This is a genomic window from Rhodococcus sp. 14-2470-1a, assembly GCF_002259425.1.
Classification (GTDB): Bacteria; Actinomycetota; Actinomycetes; order Mycobacteriales; family Mycobacteriaceae; genus Rhodococcoides; species Rhodococcoides fascians_E.
The window spans coordinates 142,100-158,070 of record NZ_NPFZ01000034.1 but is presented as its reverse complement, the minus strand read 5'-3'; the positions used below and the strand labels follow the sequence as shown (position 1 = coordinate 158,070).

At 65.5% G+C, this 15,971-nt stretch carries 19 protein-coding genes and 1 pseudogene; 15 read left to right on the top strand and 5 right to left on the bottom strand.

The genetic code is table 11. The features are described 5' to 3' along the window. The first annotated feature begins 43 nt into the window (after positions 1-43). The 8 genes from CH292_RS24630 to CH292_RS24595 are packed head-to-tail and all read left to right on the top strand — an operon-like array spanning position 44 to position 6,233. The gene (locus CH292_RS24630; RefSeq protein WP_094655933.1) at positions 44-2,296 is read left to right on the top strand and encodes a bifunctional DNA primase/polymerase; all 2,253 of its coding nucleotides are present in this window, start codon (positions 44-46) and stop codon (positions 2,294-2,296) included. Then, on the top strand, positions 2,293-2,808 hold the full coding sequence (locus CH292_RS29670) for a WhiB family transcriptional regulator (protein ID WP_094655932.1): 516 nt from the start codon (positions 2,293-2,295) through the stop codon (positions 2,806-2,808). Before CH292_RS24630 ends, CH292_RS29670 begins: the two co-directional genes overlap by 4 nt. Next, the gene (locus CH292_RS24620; protein ID WP_094655931.1) at positions 2,801-3,454 is read left to right on the top strand and encodes a hypothetical protein; all 654 of its coding nucleotides are present in this window, start codon (positions 2,801-2,803) and stop codon (positions 3,452-3,454) included. The genes CH292_RS29670 and CH292_RS24620 overlap by 8 nt, the downstream gene beginning before the upstream one ends. Then, positions 3,451-3,864, top strand: coding sequence for a helix-turn-helix domain-containing protein (locus CH292_RS24615; protein WP_037162833.1), 414 nt, complete (start codon positions 3,451-3,453; stop codon positions 3,862-3,864). Before CH292_RS24620 ends, CH292_RS24615 begins: the two co-directional genes overlap by 4 nt. 17 nt (positions 3,865-3,881) lie before the next feature. After that, a complete protein-coding gene (locus CH292_RS24610) occupies positions 3,882-4,487 on the top strand; it encodes a hypothetical protein (protein WP_094655930.1) in 606 nt (201 codons plus the stop codon). 5 nt (positions 4,488-4,492) lie between these two features. After that, positions 4,493-4,870 (top strand): DUF2190 family protein, encoded by a 378-nt coding sequence (locus CH292_RS24605; RefSeq protein WP_037162835.1) that lies wholly within the window; start codon positions 4,493-4,495, stop codon positions 4,868-4,870. A gap of 15 nt (positions 4,871-4,885) precedes the next feature. Beyond that, positions 4,886-5,785: a major capsid protein gene (locus tag CH292_RS24600; RefSeq protein ID WP_037162837.1), complete on the top strand. Its 900-nt coding sequence runs from the start codon at positions 4,886-4,888 to the stop codon at positions 5,783-5,785. A gap of 7 nt (positions 5,786-5,792) precedes the next feature. After that, positions 5,793-6,233 (top strand): phage protease, encoded by a 441-nt coding sequence (locus tag CH292_RS24595; protein WP_037162841.1) that lies wholly within the window; start codon positions 5,793-5,795, stop codon positions 6,231-6,233. Positions 6,234-6,693: 460 nt separating this feature from the next. Here the strand turns inward: CH292_RS24595 and CH292_RS24590 are convergent, their stop codons facing one another. The 3 genes from CH292_RS24590 to CH292_RS24585 all read right to left on the bottom strand — a co-directional run bounded on the left by CH292_RS24590 (position 6,694) and on the right by CH292_RS24585 (position 7,401). Then, entirely contained in the window at positions 6,694-6,882 is a 189-nt protein-coding gene (locus CH292_RS24590; protein WP_037162844.1) for a hypothetical protein, read from the bottom strand. After that, positions 6,879-7,046 carry a hypothetical protein gene (locus CH292_RS29015; protein WP_179278067.1) on the bottom strand — a complete coding sequence of 56 codons (168 nt, stop codon included), beginning with the start codon at positions 7,044-7,046 and terminating at the stop codon, positions 6,879-6,881. The genes CH292_RS24590 and CH292_RS29015 overlap by 4 nt, the downstream gene beginning before the upstream one ends. A gap of 109 nt (positions 7,047-7,155) precedes the next feature. Further along, on the bottom strand, positions 7,156-7,401 hold the full coding sequence (locus CH292_RS24585) for a hypothetical protein (protein ID WP_094655929.1): 246 nt from the start codon (positions 7,399-7,401) through the stop codon (positions 7,156-7,158). Positions 7,402-7,527: 126 nt separating this feature from the next. Here CH292_RS24585 and CH292_RS24580 point away from each other — a divergent pair, with 126 nt between their 5' ends. After that, positions 7,528-7,809: a hypothetical protein gene (locus tag CH292_RS24580; protein ID WP_094655928.1), complete on the top strand. Its 282-nt coding sequence runs from the start codon at positions 7,528-7,530 to the stop codon at positions 7,807-7,809. A 266-nt stretch (positions 7,810-8,075) separates the two neighbouring features. On the opposite strand, the gene CH292_RS29010 is transcribed toward CH292_RS24580, so the two are convergent. After that, a complete protein-coding gene (locus tag CH292_RS29010) occupies positions 8,076-8,234 on the bottom strand; it encodes a hypothetical protein (RefSeq protein WP_179278066.1) in 159 nt (52 codons plus the stop codon). A 236-nt stretch (positions 8,235-8,470) separates the two neighbouring features. On the opposite strand from CH292_RS29010, the pseudogene CH292_RS24575 reads away from it, so the two are divergent. The 5 genes and pseudogenes from CH292_RS24575 to CH292_RS24555 form a co-directional block, all read left to right on the top strand. Next, a pseudogene (locus tag CH292_RS24575) lies at positions 8,471-9,733 on the top strand (YifB family Mg chelatase-like AAA ATPase); the annotation flags it as partial. Next, complete coding sequence (gene dprA / locus CH292_RS24570) at positions 9,730-10,854, top strand: DNA-processing protein DprA (RefSeq protein WP_094655927.1); 1,125 nt, start codon at positions 9,730-9,732, stop codon at positions 10,852-10,854. The pseudogene CH292_RS24575 and the gene dprA, both read left to right, overlap by 4 nt. 78 nt (positions 10,855-10,932) lie before the next feature. Continuing rightward, on the top strand, positions 10,933-11,715 hold the full coding sequence (locus CH292_RS24565) for a siderophore-interacting protein (RefSeq protein WP_019664248.1): 783 nt from the start codon (positions 10,933-10,935) through the stop codon (positions 11,713-11,715). Positions 11,716-11,766: 51 nt separating this feature from the next. After that, positions 11,767-12,690, top strand: a complete 924-nt coding sequence (locus CH292_RS24560; RefSeq protein WP_019664247.1) for a tyrosine recombinase XerC — start codon at positions 11,767-11,769, stop codon at positions 12,688-12,690. A gap of 181 nt (positions 12,691-12,871) precedes the next feature. Further along, positions 12,872-14,254 (top strand): MinD/ParA family protein, encoded by a 1,383-nt coding sequence (locus CH292_RS24555; protein ID WP_094655926.1) that lies wholly within the window; start codon positions 12,872-12,874, stop codon positions 14,252-14,254. Here CH292_RS24555 and CH292_RS24550 read toward each other — a convergent pair. Continuing rightward, positions 14,251-14,766 (bottom strand): M23 family metallopeptidase, encoded by a 516-nt coding sequence (locus CH292_RS24550; RefSeq protein WP_094655925.1) that lies wholly within the window; start codon positions 14,764-14,766, stop codon positions 14,251-14,253. The genes CH292_RS24555 and CH292_RS24550 overlap by 4 nt on opposite strands. Positions 14,767-15,102: 336 nt before the next feature. Between CH292_RS24550 and rpsB the strand changes: the two genes are divergently transcribed. Beyond that, the gene (gene rpsB, locus CH292_RS24545) at positions 15,103-15,963 is read left to right on the top strand and encodes a 30S ribosomal protein S2 (RefSeq protein WP_019664244.1); all 861 of its coding nucleotides are present in this window, start codon (positions 15,103-15,105) and stop codon (positions 15,961-15,963) included. The last annotated feature ends 8 nt before the right edge of the window (positions 15,964-15,971 follow it).

The window sequence follows — 15,971 nt, the reverse complement described above, 5'->3', positions numbered from 1 at the left end:
AACAACAGAACTGGCTACCAAACCACAGCAAGGATACCGCGAAATGATCGGATCTGACGCGATCGAATCCGTCCTGGGTTCGAGGCCGGAGGGCCAGAACGCGGACCTGGGCCCGTACGTCCGCGCCGCTGTCCGGGCCGGGCTGGCTGTCGTACCCGTATCGCCGACGGACAAGATGCCGCTGGACATGCGCACCGCGGTCCAGAAGCGGGCCGACGACGCCGACGCCCAGGAAGCGGCGAAGGGTCGCGGCGTCGTGGCCTATCAGAAGGCACGCTCGAAGTCCGGCGTCCACGTCGCGACCACCGACACCGACCGTGCAGTGAAGTACTTCGCACGGGCAGAAAAGCAACACGGCGTAGTGAACTTCGGCATCGAAGTCGGACGATCCGGCCTCGTCGTCGTGGACGCGGACAACGCCGCCGACAGGGAAAAGTTCGAGGCGGAATACCTCGAACGCACGGGCCACGCGATTTCGGCCACCGTGCTGTCGCCGGGCAAGTTCGACGAGGCGACGAACGAATGGGTTCACCGCGACGGCGGCCACTACTACTTCACGGTCCCCGCAGGGATGGACCGGCCCGACTCGGGTTCGGTCAGCCGCGACGGCTGGACGGCGTACTGGGTGAACCGGCTCGTACTGGCGCCGCCGTCGAAGCGCGCCGAAGGGCCGTATCGGTGGCAGGGCGCAGTCCGTCCGCTACCGGAGTTCCTCCGGGCCGATATCGAAGCATGGGGACAGGTGAGGGCCGAACGTCTCGCACGTGAACGCGTGGCCGGTCCGATCGACGACTGGTCCGCGGCGACACCCTGGGACGCGTTGCTGGAACCGGACGGCTGGACAGCAACCGGACATACGGACTCGTGCGGGTGCCCGACGTGGACAGCGCCGGGACCGCACGACAACCCGAAGTCGGCGGTAGCGCACGAGGACGGATGCACCCACGAGGCGTACTTCTCGCCGAACCTGCACCTGTGGACCGACAATCCACCGGACGGGCTGGCGGACTATGTACGACAGTTCCGGACACAAACCCTGTCGAAGATCCAGTACGAGGCGTGGACGAAATTCGCCGGCCGAATCGGGGACGCGTGCGCAAGCTGGGGGATCGCCCAACTGCCACCGGAGCACGCCGCCGAAGATTTCGCGATCGGTGACGCCCCGGCCCCGGCGGAATCGACGTGGAAACGGATCGATCTTGGCGCGATCGCCCGCGGTAACAACGAGGCGCAACAGCCGACGATCTTTCCTCGTTCGGACGGCCGATTCCTGTTGTATCCAGGTCTGACCCACTCGTTCCATGGTGAAAGCGAATCCGGTAAATCGCTTGTGTTGCAATGGGTTTGTGTCCTCGAAATGGGATCGGGTCACCACGTTCTGTATTTGGACTACGAGTCCGACCCTGTGTCGGTCACGCGTCGGTTGGTGGACATGGGCGCGACTGTGGAACAGATCGAAACGTACTTCGACTACCGCCTACCCGAAGCGGCCCCGGATTCGACGCCTGGGGACCGTGCGGCGTTCCTGGGACTGTTGACGCCGGGGAAGTATTCGCTGGCGGTGATCGACGGTGTGACGGCGTCGATCGGCACGTTCGGCGCCTCGTCTCAGAGCAACGACGACGTGAACCTGTGGACGCGCAAGCTACCGCGTGCGTTGGCCACGAGGACCGGAGCGGCCGTGGCGATGGTCGATCACGTCACGAAGGACAAGGATTCGCGGGGACGGTACGCGATCGGCGCCCAGGCGAAGATGGCCGATATCACCGGGGCGGCGTACATGGTCGAACCTGATCGTGACGCCCCGGTGGGTAAGGGGACCGTCGGGAAGATCCGGCTTCGTATCGGGAAGGACCGGCCGTCGGAAGTCCGCCGACACTGCACCGACTACCGCGCCGGGGATCACTCCCATTTGGTCGGTGACGTGATCGTGGATTCCACCGGGGACACGTTGTCGCTATCGCTCGTTTCGGGCGCCGGTAAGCAAGTGGACGCGTCGGTCGCCACGGCCCGGCGACCGAAGCTCATGGAATCGATCAGCCGGTCGATCGAATCCGCGATGGACGACGGCGAAACGGAGTGGTCGGCCGCGGCTGTCGAACGCCGGGTGACGGGCCAGGGCGCCCGGATTCGGGCCAATGTGAAAGCTCTCGTGACAGAGGGCTACCTGGCGAACGATCCGATCAACAACCGTCTGACGTTCGTCCGGCCGTATCGCGAAGCGGACGACATGGAAGTTCGGTCGGCACTGCCAGCCGGTGACCCGTACGCCGACGATGCCCAGGCCGCGAAATGAGCAGGGACGAGGTAGCCGAAATCGACAAGGGACGAGGTAGGAAATTGATTGGTATAAAACAGCAGGTCGTAACGCCTCGTCCCTCGTCCCTGTTAAAGGACCAGGGACGAGGGGGACGAGCCTACTTACCGCGTCCGGGACGAGGCAGGGACGAGGTAGGGACGAGGGGACGAGGTAGGTCCTCACAGCGGCCTGGGGGACAGGACCAACCCGGCTCCGCACCGGACCCGGCGATCAGCCGCACCGCCGATTACTCACTGAACGAGGACTGGCGTTCACGGGCGGCGTGTCACGGTCGCCATGCGATCTTCGACCCGGCCGGGGACAACGAGGTCCGCGCTTCGGTCGTGGCCCGCCATGAACAGGCGATCCGGATATGCGGGCTGTGTCCGGTCCTCACGGAATGCCGCGCCTGGATTCGGTCGTCCCCGCGTCGGTACCGCCAGGGCGTCGTCGCCGGACACGAGTACTTCTTCACCACTTCGAAGGAACAGGACGAGAACGATGACTGACGAACCACTGTTCGAGCTGACGGCATCGGCCGCGGACCCGTCGGCCTACGGTGAAGCGTCGGAGCGTGTGGCGGCGATCCGGGAACGGACCCGTCCGGCACGGGAACGACGCGCCGCACGGGAGGCGGAGGCGGCGGCCTGGGAAGCCCTGACCGCGGCATGGGTCGCCCAGGTTGACGACGCCGTAGCCGCTTCGCTGACCAGTGTTCTAGACCAACGTCATTCGAGAATGCTTGGTCCGCTACCGCGTCAGCGTGAGCGGTTACGTTACGCCCTCATGGTGTCGGTGGACCGGTGGTTTCTGGACGTCCATCCGACGTGGACAGTGGACGACTACCCGGTGGGTCGGGTCACTCCGGGAGGTTTCACGGGATTGGTTGGTACTCGAATGCCGGGGAAGGACGAGGTACAACCGTGGACGGATCCAGTGGTTTTGGGTGTGGCTTCGGTGCTCGGCGACGGTCCTGTGGCCGCGCGGCGCGCTGTCCAAAACTTGTACGGGCGGATCGAACAGACGTTGTCATGGATGCGTGCGGGGCAGATCGAAGATCATCTTCAGGAGATGACACGGCTGGCGGCCGGAGAAGCCAAGTACATCGATTTCGACAGTGACCGGTGCCTTCGTGACGGGCAGGAACAGAAGTGACCGTCCTTCGGATCGATGACGGGGCGATCATTATTTCCCGCCACGATGCCGGGCTGACGCTTCTGGCGATCGACAAGCTGGCGGACAAGGTGGCGCCGCGGCAACTGCACCCGGAGTTCTACGGACTCCGTAATCAGTTGGAAGCGGCCATGATGGACCCGGCGTCTGATGTTGACGCAAGTTCAAACGCAAGAACGCAAGCGGCGCAACGTGTTTCCATCGAATCTGTGTCAGCATCGGTGGATGAACACGAGTTCACCACGAACGATGTTGCGGAGTTGCTGGGATGCACTCCTGCCAACGTCCGTGACCTCCGCACGCGTGGGAAGTTGCGAGGCCAACGGCGCGGCGGACGGTGGTTCTACGACAGCCGGTCCGTCATTGCACGCGCTTCTCAGCGCGATCGGTAGCGCGATCGGCGGCCCTCGTGCCTAGGCCGGATCTGCGCACGGTCCGCGGGGTCGAACTGATCCGTGTGGGTCGGTGGGAAATCAGTACCGGCGTGTGGGTCGTGACTCCGGCTGACCTTCACGCCGCGGTCGCCGCTCGTGCGGCTGGCGTGGGCCGTACTCCCGTGGTGAAGGTGGGTCACACAGATCCGCGGTACGACGGCGAACCGGCCCTGGGCACCATCGCGAACCTGCGGATCGTGGACAACGGACAGACTCTCGTCGGTGACCTCGTGAACGTTCCGGCGGCGATCGCCGCGGCGATGCGGACAGCCTGGCCACAGCGGAGCGTCGAAGCCTTCACGAACTACGAGGCCGCCGACGGTAGCCGCCATGCCCTCGTGCTGGACGGTGTGGCACTACTGGGCGCCACGGCCGCCGGTATCCCGACGCTGCGCGGGCTGGACGACGTGGTTCAGCTCTACAGCGGAGGCCGTCACGCCGCGGCTCGCGGCCAGTTGGTCCGGGCGTCGATCGGCCGCGCCGCCCCTACACCTGCACAGCGCACGGCCGTTCGTGTCGCCGCTTCCCGGCGTCGTGCTCGTCGTGCTCAATCCGTTCTCGACACGTTGGAAGGGAAGTAACCGACATGGGAAACCTCACTGTCGACAAGTACGCGCCAGGATCGGACCTATCCGCCGTGGCGTCGGCTCCGGTCGTCGCTGGCCGGTTCGCGAAGATCACCGGCAACCGGACGGGTAACGGCATGATTCCCGTTGCCCACGCCGACGCGGGCGGACGTACCGCCGGAGTCGTGAAGTACGACGCCGCAACGGGCGGCGCGGTCAGCCTGGCCCGCGGTAACAGCCGTGTGGTGAAGGTGAAGGCGTCCGGCGCCATCGCGGCGTTCACCGAAATCCAGGTGGGCGCTGACGGTCAGGCCGTGGCGTTGTCCTCCGGTAAGGCTGTCGGCTACGCGTTGTCCGCCGCCGCGTCCGGGTCCGCCGTCGAAGTTTCTTTGTACTAGAAAGGATTTGGCGACATGCCTAGCATTCTTCAGCCGACACTGAACGGCACCGGACAGAATCAGTCGATCACCGTTCCCATGGCCCTTCAGCGCCCGGAGCTGATCGCCTTCCGCGTGGCGGAGCTGGCCGAACCGGAACTGGTCCTGGACAAATTCTTCACCCCCGGCCCGGCTCCGGTCGGTGGCTCGTACCTGTTCGTTCAGGCCAAGGCTGCCGACAAGTTCCTGGCTGACGGCGCTGACGTCGAGGCGCGCACCGAAGGCAGCGAATACCCGATCGTGGACGGTGTGGACCCCGACGTCCGCCAGGCATTGGTCGAGGACTTCGGCGGCGCCTTCCCGGTCACGGACGCACAAGAGAAGCGGAACCTGACGTCCTACCTGAACGCCCAGGTGCAACAGCTCACGAATTCGATCGTGCGCAAGCTGAACAAATCGGCCATGGACGCGGTGGAGGCCGTGATCGGTGCCGAACAGACGATCGCCGGGCAGACCTGGGAAAACCTGGTGATCGTCGGCCCGGCCGATGCGATCACCCCGGCGGCCCTTCGGCCGTCGGCGGACATTTCGGCGGCGCGTCTGCACGCGGAGCTGAAGGAACTGGGGACGGTGTTCGATCTGCTGGTCGTCCACCCGAATCAGGCCCACCAACTCCGCGCCTCGTACGGCGAACAGTTGGACGCCATGCTGAAGTCCGCCGACGTCGAACTGTTCAGCACACCGCGGGTCACCGCCGGAACTGCGTTCGTCGTGGAGAAGGGCGGCCTGGGCAAGGTCGGTTTCGAGACTCCTCTGACGGTGGAGACGATCCCGGACCGCCGCAAGCGTCAGCACTACGTCCAGGGCTATGCGAATCCGTACTTCGCACCGGAGAAGCCGGACGCCGTGGTGAAGATCATCGGACTGGAAGGCTAGGGAGACAATGGAATTCACACCCGAACAGATCACCCGACTGCTGGAAGCCGTCGGTCTGACGACGGACGTGACCGACGCCGAAACCGTCGTCCTGGCGGTGGAGGATCTGGCCACCGCGCCGGTCGACGCCGCCGCCGTGGCAGCGAAGACGGGCGGCCTCGTCATCGATCCGACGGTGTACGAGACGCTCAGGTCCGAAGCCGAACGAGGCCGGGCAGTGGCCGCCGCCGCGGCAACGCGTGAACGCGAACAGGCCGTGAACGCTGCCGTGTCGAAGGGTGCGATTCCTCCGGCCCGCAAGGCGCACTGGATGACCGTCCTGGAAGCCGATCCGACCATGGCGAAGGTGTTGGCGTCCATGCCGAACGTGATCCCGCTCGACGAGCTGGGTCACTGCAACCCGGAGGACGACGGGCAGTCACCGTCACCGTCCGACTACGTGTGGTGACCCCTTAGAACTGCTGTCGGCGGGGCCGGGAGACTTCGCCGACAGTTGTGCCGCGGTTTGGGACTCGGAGTGCCCCCGCGTACCCGCGGCACACCCAGGACCGGCCGACGCGTTGGTGGAACAACACGAACGCCGGTCCACGGACTGACCCGCAACCGTCTTCGTCGATCGACGCGGGTCAGTCCGACAGACGGCCCCGGCCTCTTAGCGGCCGATTGATTCCCCTCCGCTACAGGGTGCCGGGGCCGTTCCTGTGCCCTGTGCTTATCTGCGCAGGTCGGACGGTAACCGCGACTGTGTTCGTCGCTGTGTGTGGACGCTGGCCGGTCGGGATCGCCGGGGAATTATCGCGACCCCCCTAGCGGACACCCTCAGCGGTACCGTCCGAATATATACACGCGGGGCGCCCAGATACCCCCATAGGGTACCGTTATGACGTAATCCGCTGTGGCGCAACAGATTACGATTTCAGCAATTGGCCGATTCTGGCTTTCGTGACTCCGGCCGCGGTAGCGATTTCGGCCCACGACGCCCCGGCCTCGTGTGCGGCGCGGACACGATCCCGGATCTGACCGGAGACGCGACGTTGCATGTCGGCCAACACGCGTTGTTCGCGCCGGAGTTTGGCCAGGTCGGACTGAAGTGTCATGCACCCAGGATAGGCCCACTATCCGGGTTGTGACCTGGGCCGTTCGGTGGTCGTCGGTACTTGCCTATCCAGAATCCGACGCCGAAGGCCACGCCGTCGAAGACGAGCCGGACCGTGTTGTCGATGATGGATTGAGCGATGACGTCCGCAATGGGTGCGTTCATGGGAAGGCTTCCTGATCGAAGATCGGATGCCCGGCCCACGGCCAGCGGCGTTACACGACGACGGTACCGCGCGTCGGTCCCTGTTTGCGGAACCGACGCGCAGTAAGTTCTACGCTGCCCGGCGGCGGACTAGCTTGATCGCCTCGTGCCAGTCTTCGAACGTGATGCGCTTCGCCTTGCCGTTCTCCGGGTCGCTCATCACGACGATCTTCGTTACGCCGCCCACGTAGCTCATCTCGACCGATCTGACCCGAATCATGTACGGCTGACCGTTCTCGACTCGTCCCAGCGTGTCACCGGGGGTGACCTGACCGGCGGGAATTCGTACCCAATCGTATTCGTCTGCTGATGCCATTGCTGACTCTCCATTCCTGGAAGGCAGCTTCCCCGCGACCTTCCTCGAACAAGTGTTCACCCGAAATGGTCGGTTTGTCGTGCCGAACCCCCGGCGTGTCGCGGAGAATTTCGATACGTTCACGCCATGACGCCACCTGACTTCACCGATGAATCCTTGTGGACCCACGTCCAGGGTTCGGAGCTTCACGAACACCGCGGCGATTGGCTTCGGTTCGATCACGAGTACGTCCACGATCCTGTGCGGGACAGATGGGGTCGAATCACCTGGATGGACACGGAGGCGGGCGTCGTCACTGTCAGGTTGGCCGACGGCACCGAAGAACGAATGGGCATTGCGCCGAAGGAACGCTGCGAAGTGATCGTGGTTCCGAAGTGGCGCGACCGTCCGACGGAAGCGGACGCCTGACGGCGGCTGTGCTTCACCGGACGGAGCTTCGCCCTGTGTCTTGATGCTCCCAGTAGAGCGCTCCCAGTTGACCCGCTGACCGTTCCATCCCACGCCCGATAGCCGATCACGCATGTGGGCGTGACCGGCTGTCAGGTGACCGTGGCGTCGGTGATCGGACGAGGCGACGGCTCCGGTGGCCAGGTCCACCGGATTGTCAGCACAAGCAACTGGGCGGCGTTGGTTTACGTCGAACGGCCACAGAAAACGACGGTGAAGCGGAAGGGTCAGGCGTGGCGCGGTCCCGCTATTGCGATCGTCTGGCCGACGGCGGTTAGTACGGCGTCGGGATCGGCGTAGGACAGGAACTTCAGTGCGGCCCACAGTTCGGCGCGTGACAGTGGTTCGACGGCCGCCAGCGCGGCGTGGGTGGCTTCGGAGTTCACGAGACGTACCAACCCAGGACGAGGACGAGGCGGCATACCGCGACGGTCACCCGATACGCGAGGAACAGAACGGCTAGGGCGACGAACGCGGAAATAGCTGTGTCGGTGGCGCTGGATAGACTTCGGGAACGTTGCATGACGGGTCCAATCCGTTGTGTGGCCTAGGCGTCGGATACGGGAGGGAAGCCCGTTCCGGCGCCGTTCTGATTTAGAACAGTGATAAGTGAATCTGTGCACTGGCACTGTCTCTGGCGGTTCTCGATGCGGCGAAGCAGATCCCACGGCGATCCTCGGAAAGTGCGGTCTTTCTCGGGGAGTTGGCGCTCGACGGTCGACTACGAGGCGTGCGCGGAGTACTTCCCGCCGTCATTGCCGTCGAACGGGCCGGGTGGCAACGGGTGGTCGTACCGTCGTCCGCACTGGCCGAAGCCAGTCTGGTCGAGGGAATCGAGGTTCTGGGCGCGTCGTCGTTGACCGAGGTCGTCGCGTGGCTTCGCGGCGAGACGGTGCTCGATCGGGGTGTTCCGTCGGTGCCGAGCGACGATGCCGTGTACCCGGACATGAGCGAGGTCGTGGGGCAGGAGGAGGCGCGGTGGGCACTGGAGGTCGCCGCAGCAGGCGCGCACCACATCATGCTGACCGGTCCTCCGGGTATCGGCAAAACGATGCTGGCGCAACGACTTCCCGGCATCCTTCCTCCGCTGACCGATGCGGAGTCGCTGGAGGTCACGGCAATCCACTCGGTGGCAGGAACGTTGACGGGGGATCGGCCGCTGATCACGGCGCCGCCGTTCATCGCACCGCACCACTCGACCACCGTGAGTGCGCTGGTCGGCGGTGGCACGGGAATGGCCAAACCCGGCGCCGTCAGCCGCGCACACAGGGGAGTGTTGTTCCTGGACGAATGCGCCGAGATGGGCGCGAAGACGTTGGAAGCGCTGCGAACTCCGCTCGAAGACGGGGAGATCCGGATCGCGCGACGCGACGGAGTTGCTCGTTACCCTGCACGGTTCCAGCTGATTCTCGCGGCCAACCCATGTCCGTGTGCGCCCGCCCGAAGTGCCGACTGTGTCTGCGCACCCACGATTCGGCGAAAGTATCTGGGAAAACTTTCCGGGCCTCTGATGGATCGGGTGGATCTACGCATCGCGATGCAGGCGGTGGCGACGGGTGCGTTGGTGGACGACGTGGGCGAGTCGACCGACGCGGTTCGATCACGTGTGACGGGTGCGCGAGACGCCGCAGCGGAGCGATGGCGTGAATTCGGATGGACGACCAACGCCGAGGTACCCGGGCCCGCACTGCGGCAGAAGTTCAGGTTGAGCAACGCCGCGCTGCGACCTCTCGAACGCGCCCTGCGCACCGGATCGTTGACGGCGCGAGGGGCCGACAGAGCACTTCGAGTGTCGTGGACGCTCAGCGATCTCGCGGGGAGCGACGCGCCGGGCCTGGAAGAAGTAGGAGCGGCATTGGATTTCAGGGACAGGGGTATCTCGTGAGGACGCACGATCCGCGAAAACTGGCCTGGGCGTACCTGTCTCGGGCCGCGCAGGGCCCACACCGTCCGCTGCTGGACTTCGCGCTGTCCGCCGGACCCGAGGAGGCTCGAGCGGCGGTCGTCGGCGGCGCGTTGGGTGAGCGGCTCGCCGTGCGGTCGCACGTCGACACGGCAGCCGCCGACCTGGACCTGATGGACACACTGGGTGGACGATTGGTGACTCCGGACGATCCGGAATGGCCGATGTGGCGACTGCTGGCGTTCGACGGCGCCGGACTCGGCGAGGGTGCCGATCGGTGCGGGCCGTGCGCGTTGTGGGTCCTCGGCGCCACGCCCGTCGACGAACTCGTGGAGCGGGCCGTCTCGATCGTCGGCACCCGAGCGGCGACGGCATACGGGGAACACGTCACCGCCGAGATCGCGGGCGATCTTGCCGTCGACGGGTGGACCATCGTGTCGGGTGCCGCGTTCGGAATCGACGCAGCCGCGCATCGTGCTGCCCTCGGCGTGTCCGGCAGAACGGTCGCCGTACTGGCCTGCGGCGTCGACCGTGCCTATCCATCGGGGCATTCGAGGTTGCTGCAGAGGATCGCCGACAGTGGTGCGGTCATCAGCGAGTACGGGCCCGGTACTACCCCGGCTCGCCATCGCTTCCTCTCACGCAACCGGATCGTCGCTGCTTTCGGATCCGCGGTCGTCGTCGTGGAAGCGGGGTGGAGGAGCGGTGCACGCAACACCGCAGCCTGGGCGCGCAAACTCGGAAAGCCGGTGCTGGCGGTGCCAGGACCCGTCACCTCCGCGTCGTCCAAGGGGTGCCACCGGATGATTCGCGAAGGTGAGGCGCGCCTCGTGGCCGACGCCCACGACGTCGTGGCCGAAGCCGGGCCGTCCGGGGAAGTCGGAGAAGGTCGTCCCTCGATGTTTCGTGACCTCGACGCGTTGTCCGACAACGCCTTGCTGGTGTACGAAGCGCTGCCCGCAACAGGAACGCGCTCCCCGCAGGAGTTGTCGGAGGCATCGTCCGTGCCCGTCGCGAAGGTGCGATCGGTGTTGCCGCTGCTCGAACTCGAGGGTTTCGTCTCCAGTGACGACACCGGCTGGTTCCGGCTGGTGCGGCCATGACGACATCGGGACCGGTAGCCTATTTAGGTAATACTTACTCACCGATCGCACGAGACAGCTCGGAAAGGCTGAAACCACGTGGCACGCGAGAAAACTGTTCTGACCGTCCTCCGTACCGAGGCCTTGACGCCCCACATGCATCGGGTCTACCTCGGCGACCCGGGCTTCGACGGATTCACGCCGACCGACTTCACCGATTCCTACGTCAAGCTGATCTTCGCTCAGGGTGACGACGAGGTGCTCAGGACCTACACGGTCAGATCGGTCGACACTCGGAAGCGCGAGATCGCGATCGACTTCGTCGTGCACGGTGACGAGGGTGTTGCCGGTCCATGGGCAGCACGCGTGCAGCCCGGGGAACAGATCGGTGTGTACGGCCCGAACGGGGCCTACCGTCCGAAGCCCGAGGCGGACTGGCACCTACTCGCCGGTGACGAGTCCGCGATCCCGGCGATCGCCGCGGCGGTCGAATCGCTTCCCGAGGACGCGATTGCCAAGGTGTTCGTCGAGGTCGCAGACCGCAAGGACGAGATCTACTTCGAGACGCTGGCCGTCGTCGACGTCACCTGGGTGCATCGGGGCGCCCCGTCCAACGAGGTGGAGGACGACAAGGCAGGGGACAACGCTCCGCTGATCGAGGCCGTGAAATCGACGGAGTGGTTGCCGGGCCGCGCCCAGGTTTTCATTCACGGCGAGGCGCAGGCCGTGATGCACAACCTGCGTGGATACGTCCGCAAGGAACGCGGAGTGCCCGCCGACTGGGCGTCGATCTCCGGGTACTGGCGTCGAGGACGGACCGAAGAGAAGTTCCGTGAGTGGAAGCGCGAGTTGGCTCAGGCCGAGTCCGGCGCATCTGCCTGACGCCCGCGCGTCCGCTTGCCGACGGGCGCCGCGGCGGAGAGTCTTACGGGTATGGATGCCTTGCCGACGACTCTGAGAGTCCATCTCGACGAGTACGCGGAGTATCTGACACTGGGTCGAGACCGTTCGCCGCACACGGTCCGTGCTTACCTGCGCGACGCCGAATCGCTGCTGAACTACGTCGTCGGCGTGAACGAGACGAGTGAACTGAGTGGGCTCGACCTGCAGGTGCTTCGATCCTGGCTGGCCTCGCAGGCCCGAAGCGGGGCGGCCAGAACGTCGTTGGCTCGACGGACGTCGTCGGCGAAATCCTTCACGGCCTGGTGCGTCGGAACAGGCCGAATGAACACGGATCCAGCGCTGCGACTGTCGGCCCCCCGGGCAGGGAGGCATCTTCCGTCCGTTCTGAAGCAGAACCAAGCCGACGAAGCGATGTCGTGGGCGAAGGTCGGAGCCGAGGAACTCGATCCGATCGCCGTGCGGGACCGGCTCGTCGTGGAGCTGCTCTACGCCACCGGAATCCGCGTCAGCGAGCTCTGCGGACTCGACATCGGTGACGTCGACGATCAGCGTCGGGTGGTCCGCGTGATCGGAAAGGGGGACAAGGAGCGGTCCGCGCCGTTCGGTGGGCCGGCGGCGGAGTCGTTGAACCAGTGGCTCGCGCACGGACGCCCGGAGCTCGCCACGGAGCGGTCCGGCGGCGCGCTCCTGCTGGGACGTCGTGGGGGACGGTTGGATCCGCGTCAGGCCCGCACGGCCGTGCACGAGGTCCTGGCCTCCGTGCCGGGTGCACCTGACCTCGCCCCGCACGGGTTGAGGCATTCTGCAGCTACCCATCTTCTCGAAGGGGGAGCCGACCTGCGGGTGGTGCAGGAACTTCTCGGGCACTCGTCACTCGCCACCACTCAGATCTACACTCACGTGTCGGTCGACCGTCTGCGCGCGGTCCACGACAGGGCGCACCCCCGGGCGTGACCAGCTCGCCGCGTGAGCGCTGCCACATGCTGATTCGCAAGTGTTTGGTAGCGTCGTAGGAAACAGACCGCTTGCGAAGTATTCCGGGCTCGAAGAGATGTCGTGTTCGGATATCCGGTGTCCTTCCGGCACTGCCGTGAGTGACACAGAACATGCCCATGATTGTGGAGACGGGGGGACCGTGGACCGCGAGCACACGCACGGCGCATCGGCGGCGTGGTCGATACGTGCCCAGACCGGCTCGAACGGTGCAGCTCGACCCAGCACCACGCCCGTCGAGCCGGTACGCACCGCTCACCAGGCTCCGTTCACCGGGACGTCGATGAACGGGGAGCGTCAAGCTCCGCCCTGGCAGACTCCGCGCGGTTCGGAACGGCAGCCCGCGCCGCCCAGGTTCACGTCACCGTCCCAGCCCGACGCACCTGCGCCGCCCGCTGACAGACCGCCCGCTGACAGACCGCCCGCTGACAGACCGCCCGCTGACAGACCGTCCGCGGGCACCCCGCGTCCGGAGGAATGGACCCCGCCGTGGGCGCCGGGCCCGGCCGGTACTTCCGACGACCGCGATCGCGGTGGGTTCCCCGGAGGCCAGCCGCACGACCCTCGCTTTCAGCCGACCAGTCAGGATCTCGCCCCGGACAGTTTGCTCCGCCGACCCAAACGTGCGTCCACCTCCGGGTGGCGCCGGGGCGTTCATCGGCTCACCGGCGGCGTCATCAATCCAGGCGAGTCGACTGCCGAGGAGCGCTACCGCAACCAGGTGGAACGCATTCGGCAGCCCGTGCTCGGTGACTACCGCATCGCTTTCCTCTCCTTGAAGGGCGGCGTCGGCAAGACGACCACCACGCTGGGTCTCGGTGCCACCTTCGCATCGCTCCGCGGGGATTGTGTGATCGCCGTGGACGCTAATCCGGATTTCGGCACGCTCGGGGAGAGGGTTCCGAGGCAGACGTCGTCCACCGTGCGCGATCTGTTGGCGGACGCGCCGAACATCCGCCGGTACTCGGATATTCGTGCCCACACGTCGCAGGCTCCCAGTCGGTTGGAAGTCCTTGCCGGAGAACGTGATCCTGCCGCGTCGGAGATGTTCGGCGAGCAGGACTACCGGTCCGTCATCGAGATGCTGCAGGTGTATTACAACCTGATTCTGACGGATTGCGGTACCGGGATCATGCACTCGGCGATGAACGGTGTACTGCAGCTCGCCAACGCGCTCGTGCTCGTGTCTTCACCGGCCGTGGACGGTGCTCGGAGCGCTGCCGCCACCCTGGATTGGCTGCAGCTGCACGGGTACGGCCACCTCGTCGAGCGCACCGTCGTCGTCATCAGTTCGGTTCGTCCCGGTTCGTCCGCCGTCGACATGAACTTGTTGACCCAGCACTTTCTGGAACGGTGTCGTGCCGTGCTCGTCGTGCCGTTCGACGAGCACCTGGCCGAGGGCGCTGTCGTGGACCTCGATCTGTTGCGACCTCAGACCAGGGCTGCCTTCGTCGAACTCGCGGCGATGGTCGCGGATGATTTCCCCGCTGCGTCGGGCCGTCATTCCGGACCCAGCTGGCGTTAGGACGTCAGCGGCTTGAGTCGGACGGGTGCACGTTCGACGAGGACGGTCGGATCCAGATAGTCGCGTCCGCGACGCACCCCCCAGTGAAGGCATGCTCCATCGCAGCCGGGGTGTTCTGCTTCCAGAACCCCGATCACGTTGCCGCGTCCGACCCGGGTACCCGCGGACGTCGCCGCACGTACCGGCTCGTACGTGGTCCGCAAGCCACTCGGGTGATCGATCGACACCACGGGCTTGCCCGCGACGGTTCCGGCGAAGACGACGGTTCCTTCGCCTGCAGCCAGAACGTTCTGTCCGTCCACGCCCGCGAGATCGACACCCCGGTGACCGGGTAGCCAGTCGTGCTCGGGTGGGTCGAACGCGCGGAGCACGTGCGGGCGGGGTGCCAGCGGCCATGTGAATCCGGTGCCGTCGGCACGGGCCGGCGTTGCGCCTACCGGTGGAAGGACGGCGACCACGAGGGCGATGGTGACGAGAAGAGTTGTCGCTGAACGACCGACGAGTTTTCGCATCGCTTCAGCGTGCACGACAGGTCAGCGCCGACCGACGCCGTGAGGCTCTGCCTGTGGATAGCGAAATCCTTCATCCACAGGCTTGTATGCGACTGTCGTCGGAGGCCGGTTATGACCAGGGGCGCGGACGTCGTACACTGTGTGAGCGACCTGTGCCTGCACGGGTCGACTTCGCGCGTCCGCGTAACGCAAGTATCCACCTCGGTGGCACGTACTTCGTAACCGGTTGTCGGCGGTCCCGCATCGATGCGAGCGGGTCCGGCAGCCAGCGGTCGCCAGGGCAGAGGTCACACGGCACTCTGCGTCAACCGGCAATCGAAAGAGAGTTATTCAGCCATGGCTGTAGTAACCATGAAGCAGCTGCTCGACAGCGGCACACACTTCGGACACCAGACCCGTCGCTGGAACCCGAAGATGAAGCGATTCATCTTCACCGACCGCAACGGCATCTACATCATCGACTTGCAGCAGACTCTGACCTTCATCGACAAGGCGTACGAGTTCGTCAAGGAAACCGTCGCTCACGGTGGCACGGTTCTGTTCGTCGGCACCAAGAAGCAGGCGCAGGAGTCCATCGCCGCCGAGGCGACCCGCGTGGGAATGCCCTACGTGAACCAGCGCTGGCTCGGTGGCATGCTCACCAACTTCCAGACGGTCCACAAGCGCCTTCTCCGCCTCAAGGAGCTCGAGGCGATGGAGCAGACCGGTGGCTTCGAGGGACGCACCAAGAAGGAAATCCTCATGCTCACGCGTGAGATGACCAAACTGGACCGCACCCTCGGTGGTATCCGTGACATGGCCAAGGTTCCCTCGGCCATCTGGATCGTCGACACCAACAAAGAGCACATCGCCGTCGGTGAGGCTCGCAAGCTGAAGATCCCGGTCATCGCGATCCTCGACACCAACTGCGATCCCGACGTCGTCGACTACCCGATCCCGGGCAACGACGATGCAATTCGTTCCGCAGCCCTGCTGACCAAGGTCGTCGCCTCTGCAGTGGCCGAGGGTGTCCAGGCTCGCGCGGGCCAGAACACCTCGACCGACGCGAAGCCCGAGGTCGGCGCAGGCGAGCCCCTCGCCGAGTGGGAGCTCGAGCAGCTCGCTCAGGCTTCGCCCGCTGCCGAGGCTACGCAGGAAGCAGCTGCCGAGGCTCCGGCCGAGACGCCTGCTGCGGAAGCACCTGCAACACAGGCTTGATCGAACGG

What these genes read in the sequence shown, in the direction of transcription:
- CH292_RS29670 (WP_094655932.1), top strand. Translation starts at nt 2,293, where the DNA reads ATGAGCAGGGACGAGGTAGCCGAAATCGACAAGGGACGAGGTAGGAAA.
- CH292_RS24595 (WP_037162841.1), top strand. Translation starts at nt 5,793, where the DNA reads ATGGAATTCACACCCGAACAGATCACCCGACTGCTGGAAGCCGTCGGT.
- CH292_RS24630 (WP_094655933.1), top strand. Translation starts at nt 44, where the DNA reads ATGATCGGATCTGACGCGATCGAATCCGTCCTGGGTTCGAGGCCGGAG.
- CH292_RS24560 (WP_019664247.1), top strand. Translation starts at nt 11,767, where the DNA reads ATGGATGCCTTGCCGACGACTCTGAGAGTCCATCTCGACGAGTACGCG.
- CH292_RS24550 (WP_094655925.1), bottom strand. Translation starts at nt 14,766, where the DNA reads ATGCGAAAACTCGTCGGTCGTTCAGCGACAACTCTTCTCGTCACCATC.
- CH292_RS29015 (WP_179278067.1), bottom strand. Translation starts at nt 7,046, where the DNA reads ATGAACGCACCCATTGCGGACGTCATCGCTCAATCCATCATCGACAAC.
- CH292_RS24585 (WP_094655929.1), bottom strand. Translation starts at nt 7,401, where the DNA reads ATGGCATCAGCAGACGAATACGATTGGGTACGAATTCCCGCCGGTCAG.
- CH292_RS24605 (WP_037162835.1), top strand. Translation starts at nt 4,493, where the DNA reads ATGGGAAACCTCACTGTCGACAAGTACGCGCCAGGATCGGACCTATCC.
- rpsB (WP_019664244.1), top strand. Translation starts at nt 15,103, where the DNA reads ATGGCTGTAGTAACCATGAAGCAGCTGCTCGACAGCGGCACACACTTC.
- CH292_RS24620 (WP_094655931.1), top strand. Translation starts at nt 2,801, where the DNA reads ATGACTGACGAACCACTGTTCGAGCTGACGGCATCGGCCGCGGACCCG.
- CH292_RS24580 (WP_094655928.1), top strand. Translation starts at nt 7,528, where the DNA reads ATGACGCCACCTGACTTCACCGATGAATCCTTGTGGACCCACGTCCAG.
- CH292_RS24590 (WP_037162844.1), bottom strand. Translation starts at nt 6,882, where the DNA reads ATGACACTTCAGTCCGACCTGGCCAAACTCCGGCGCGAACAACGCGTG.
- CH292_RS24600 (WP_037162837.1), top strand. Translation starts at nt 4,886, where the DNA reads ATGCCTAGCATTCTTCAGCCGACACTGAACGGCACCGGACAGAATCAG.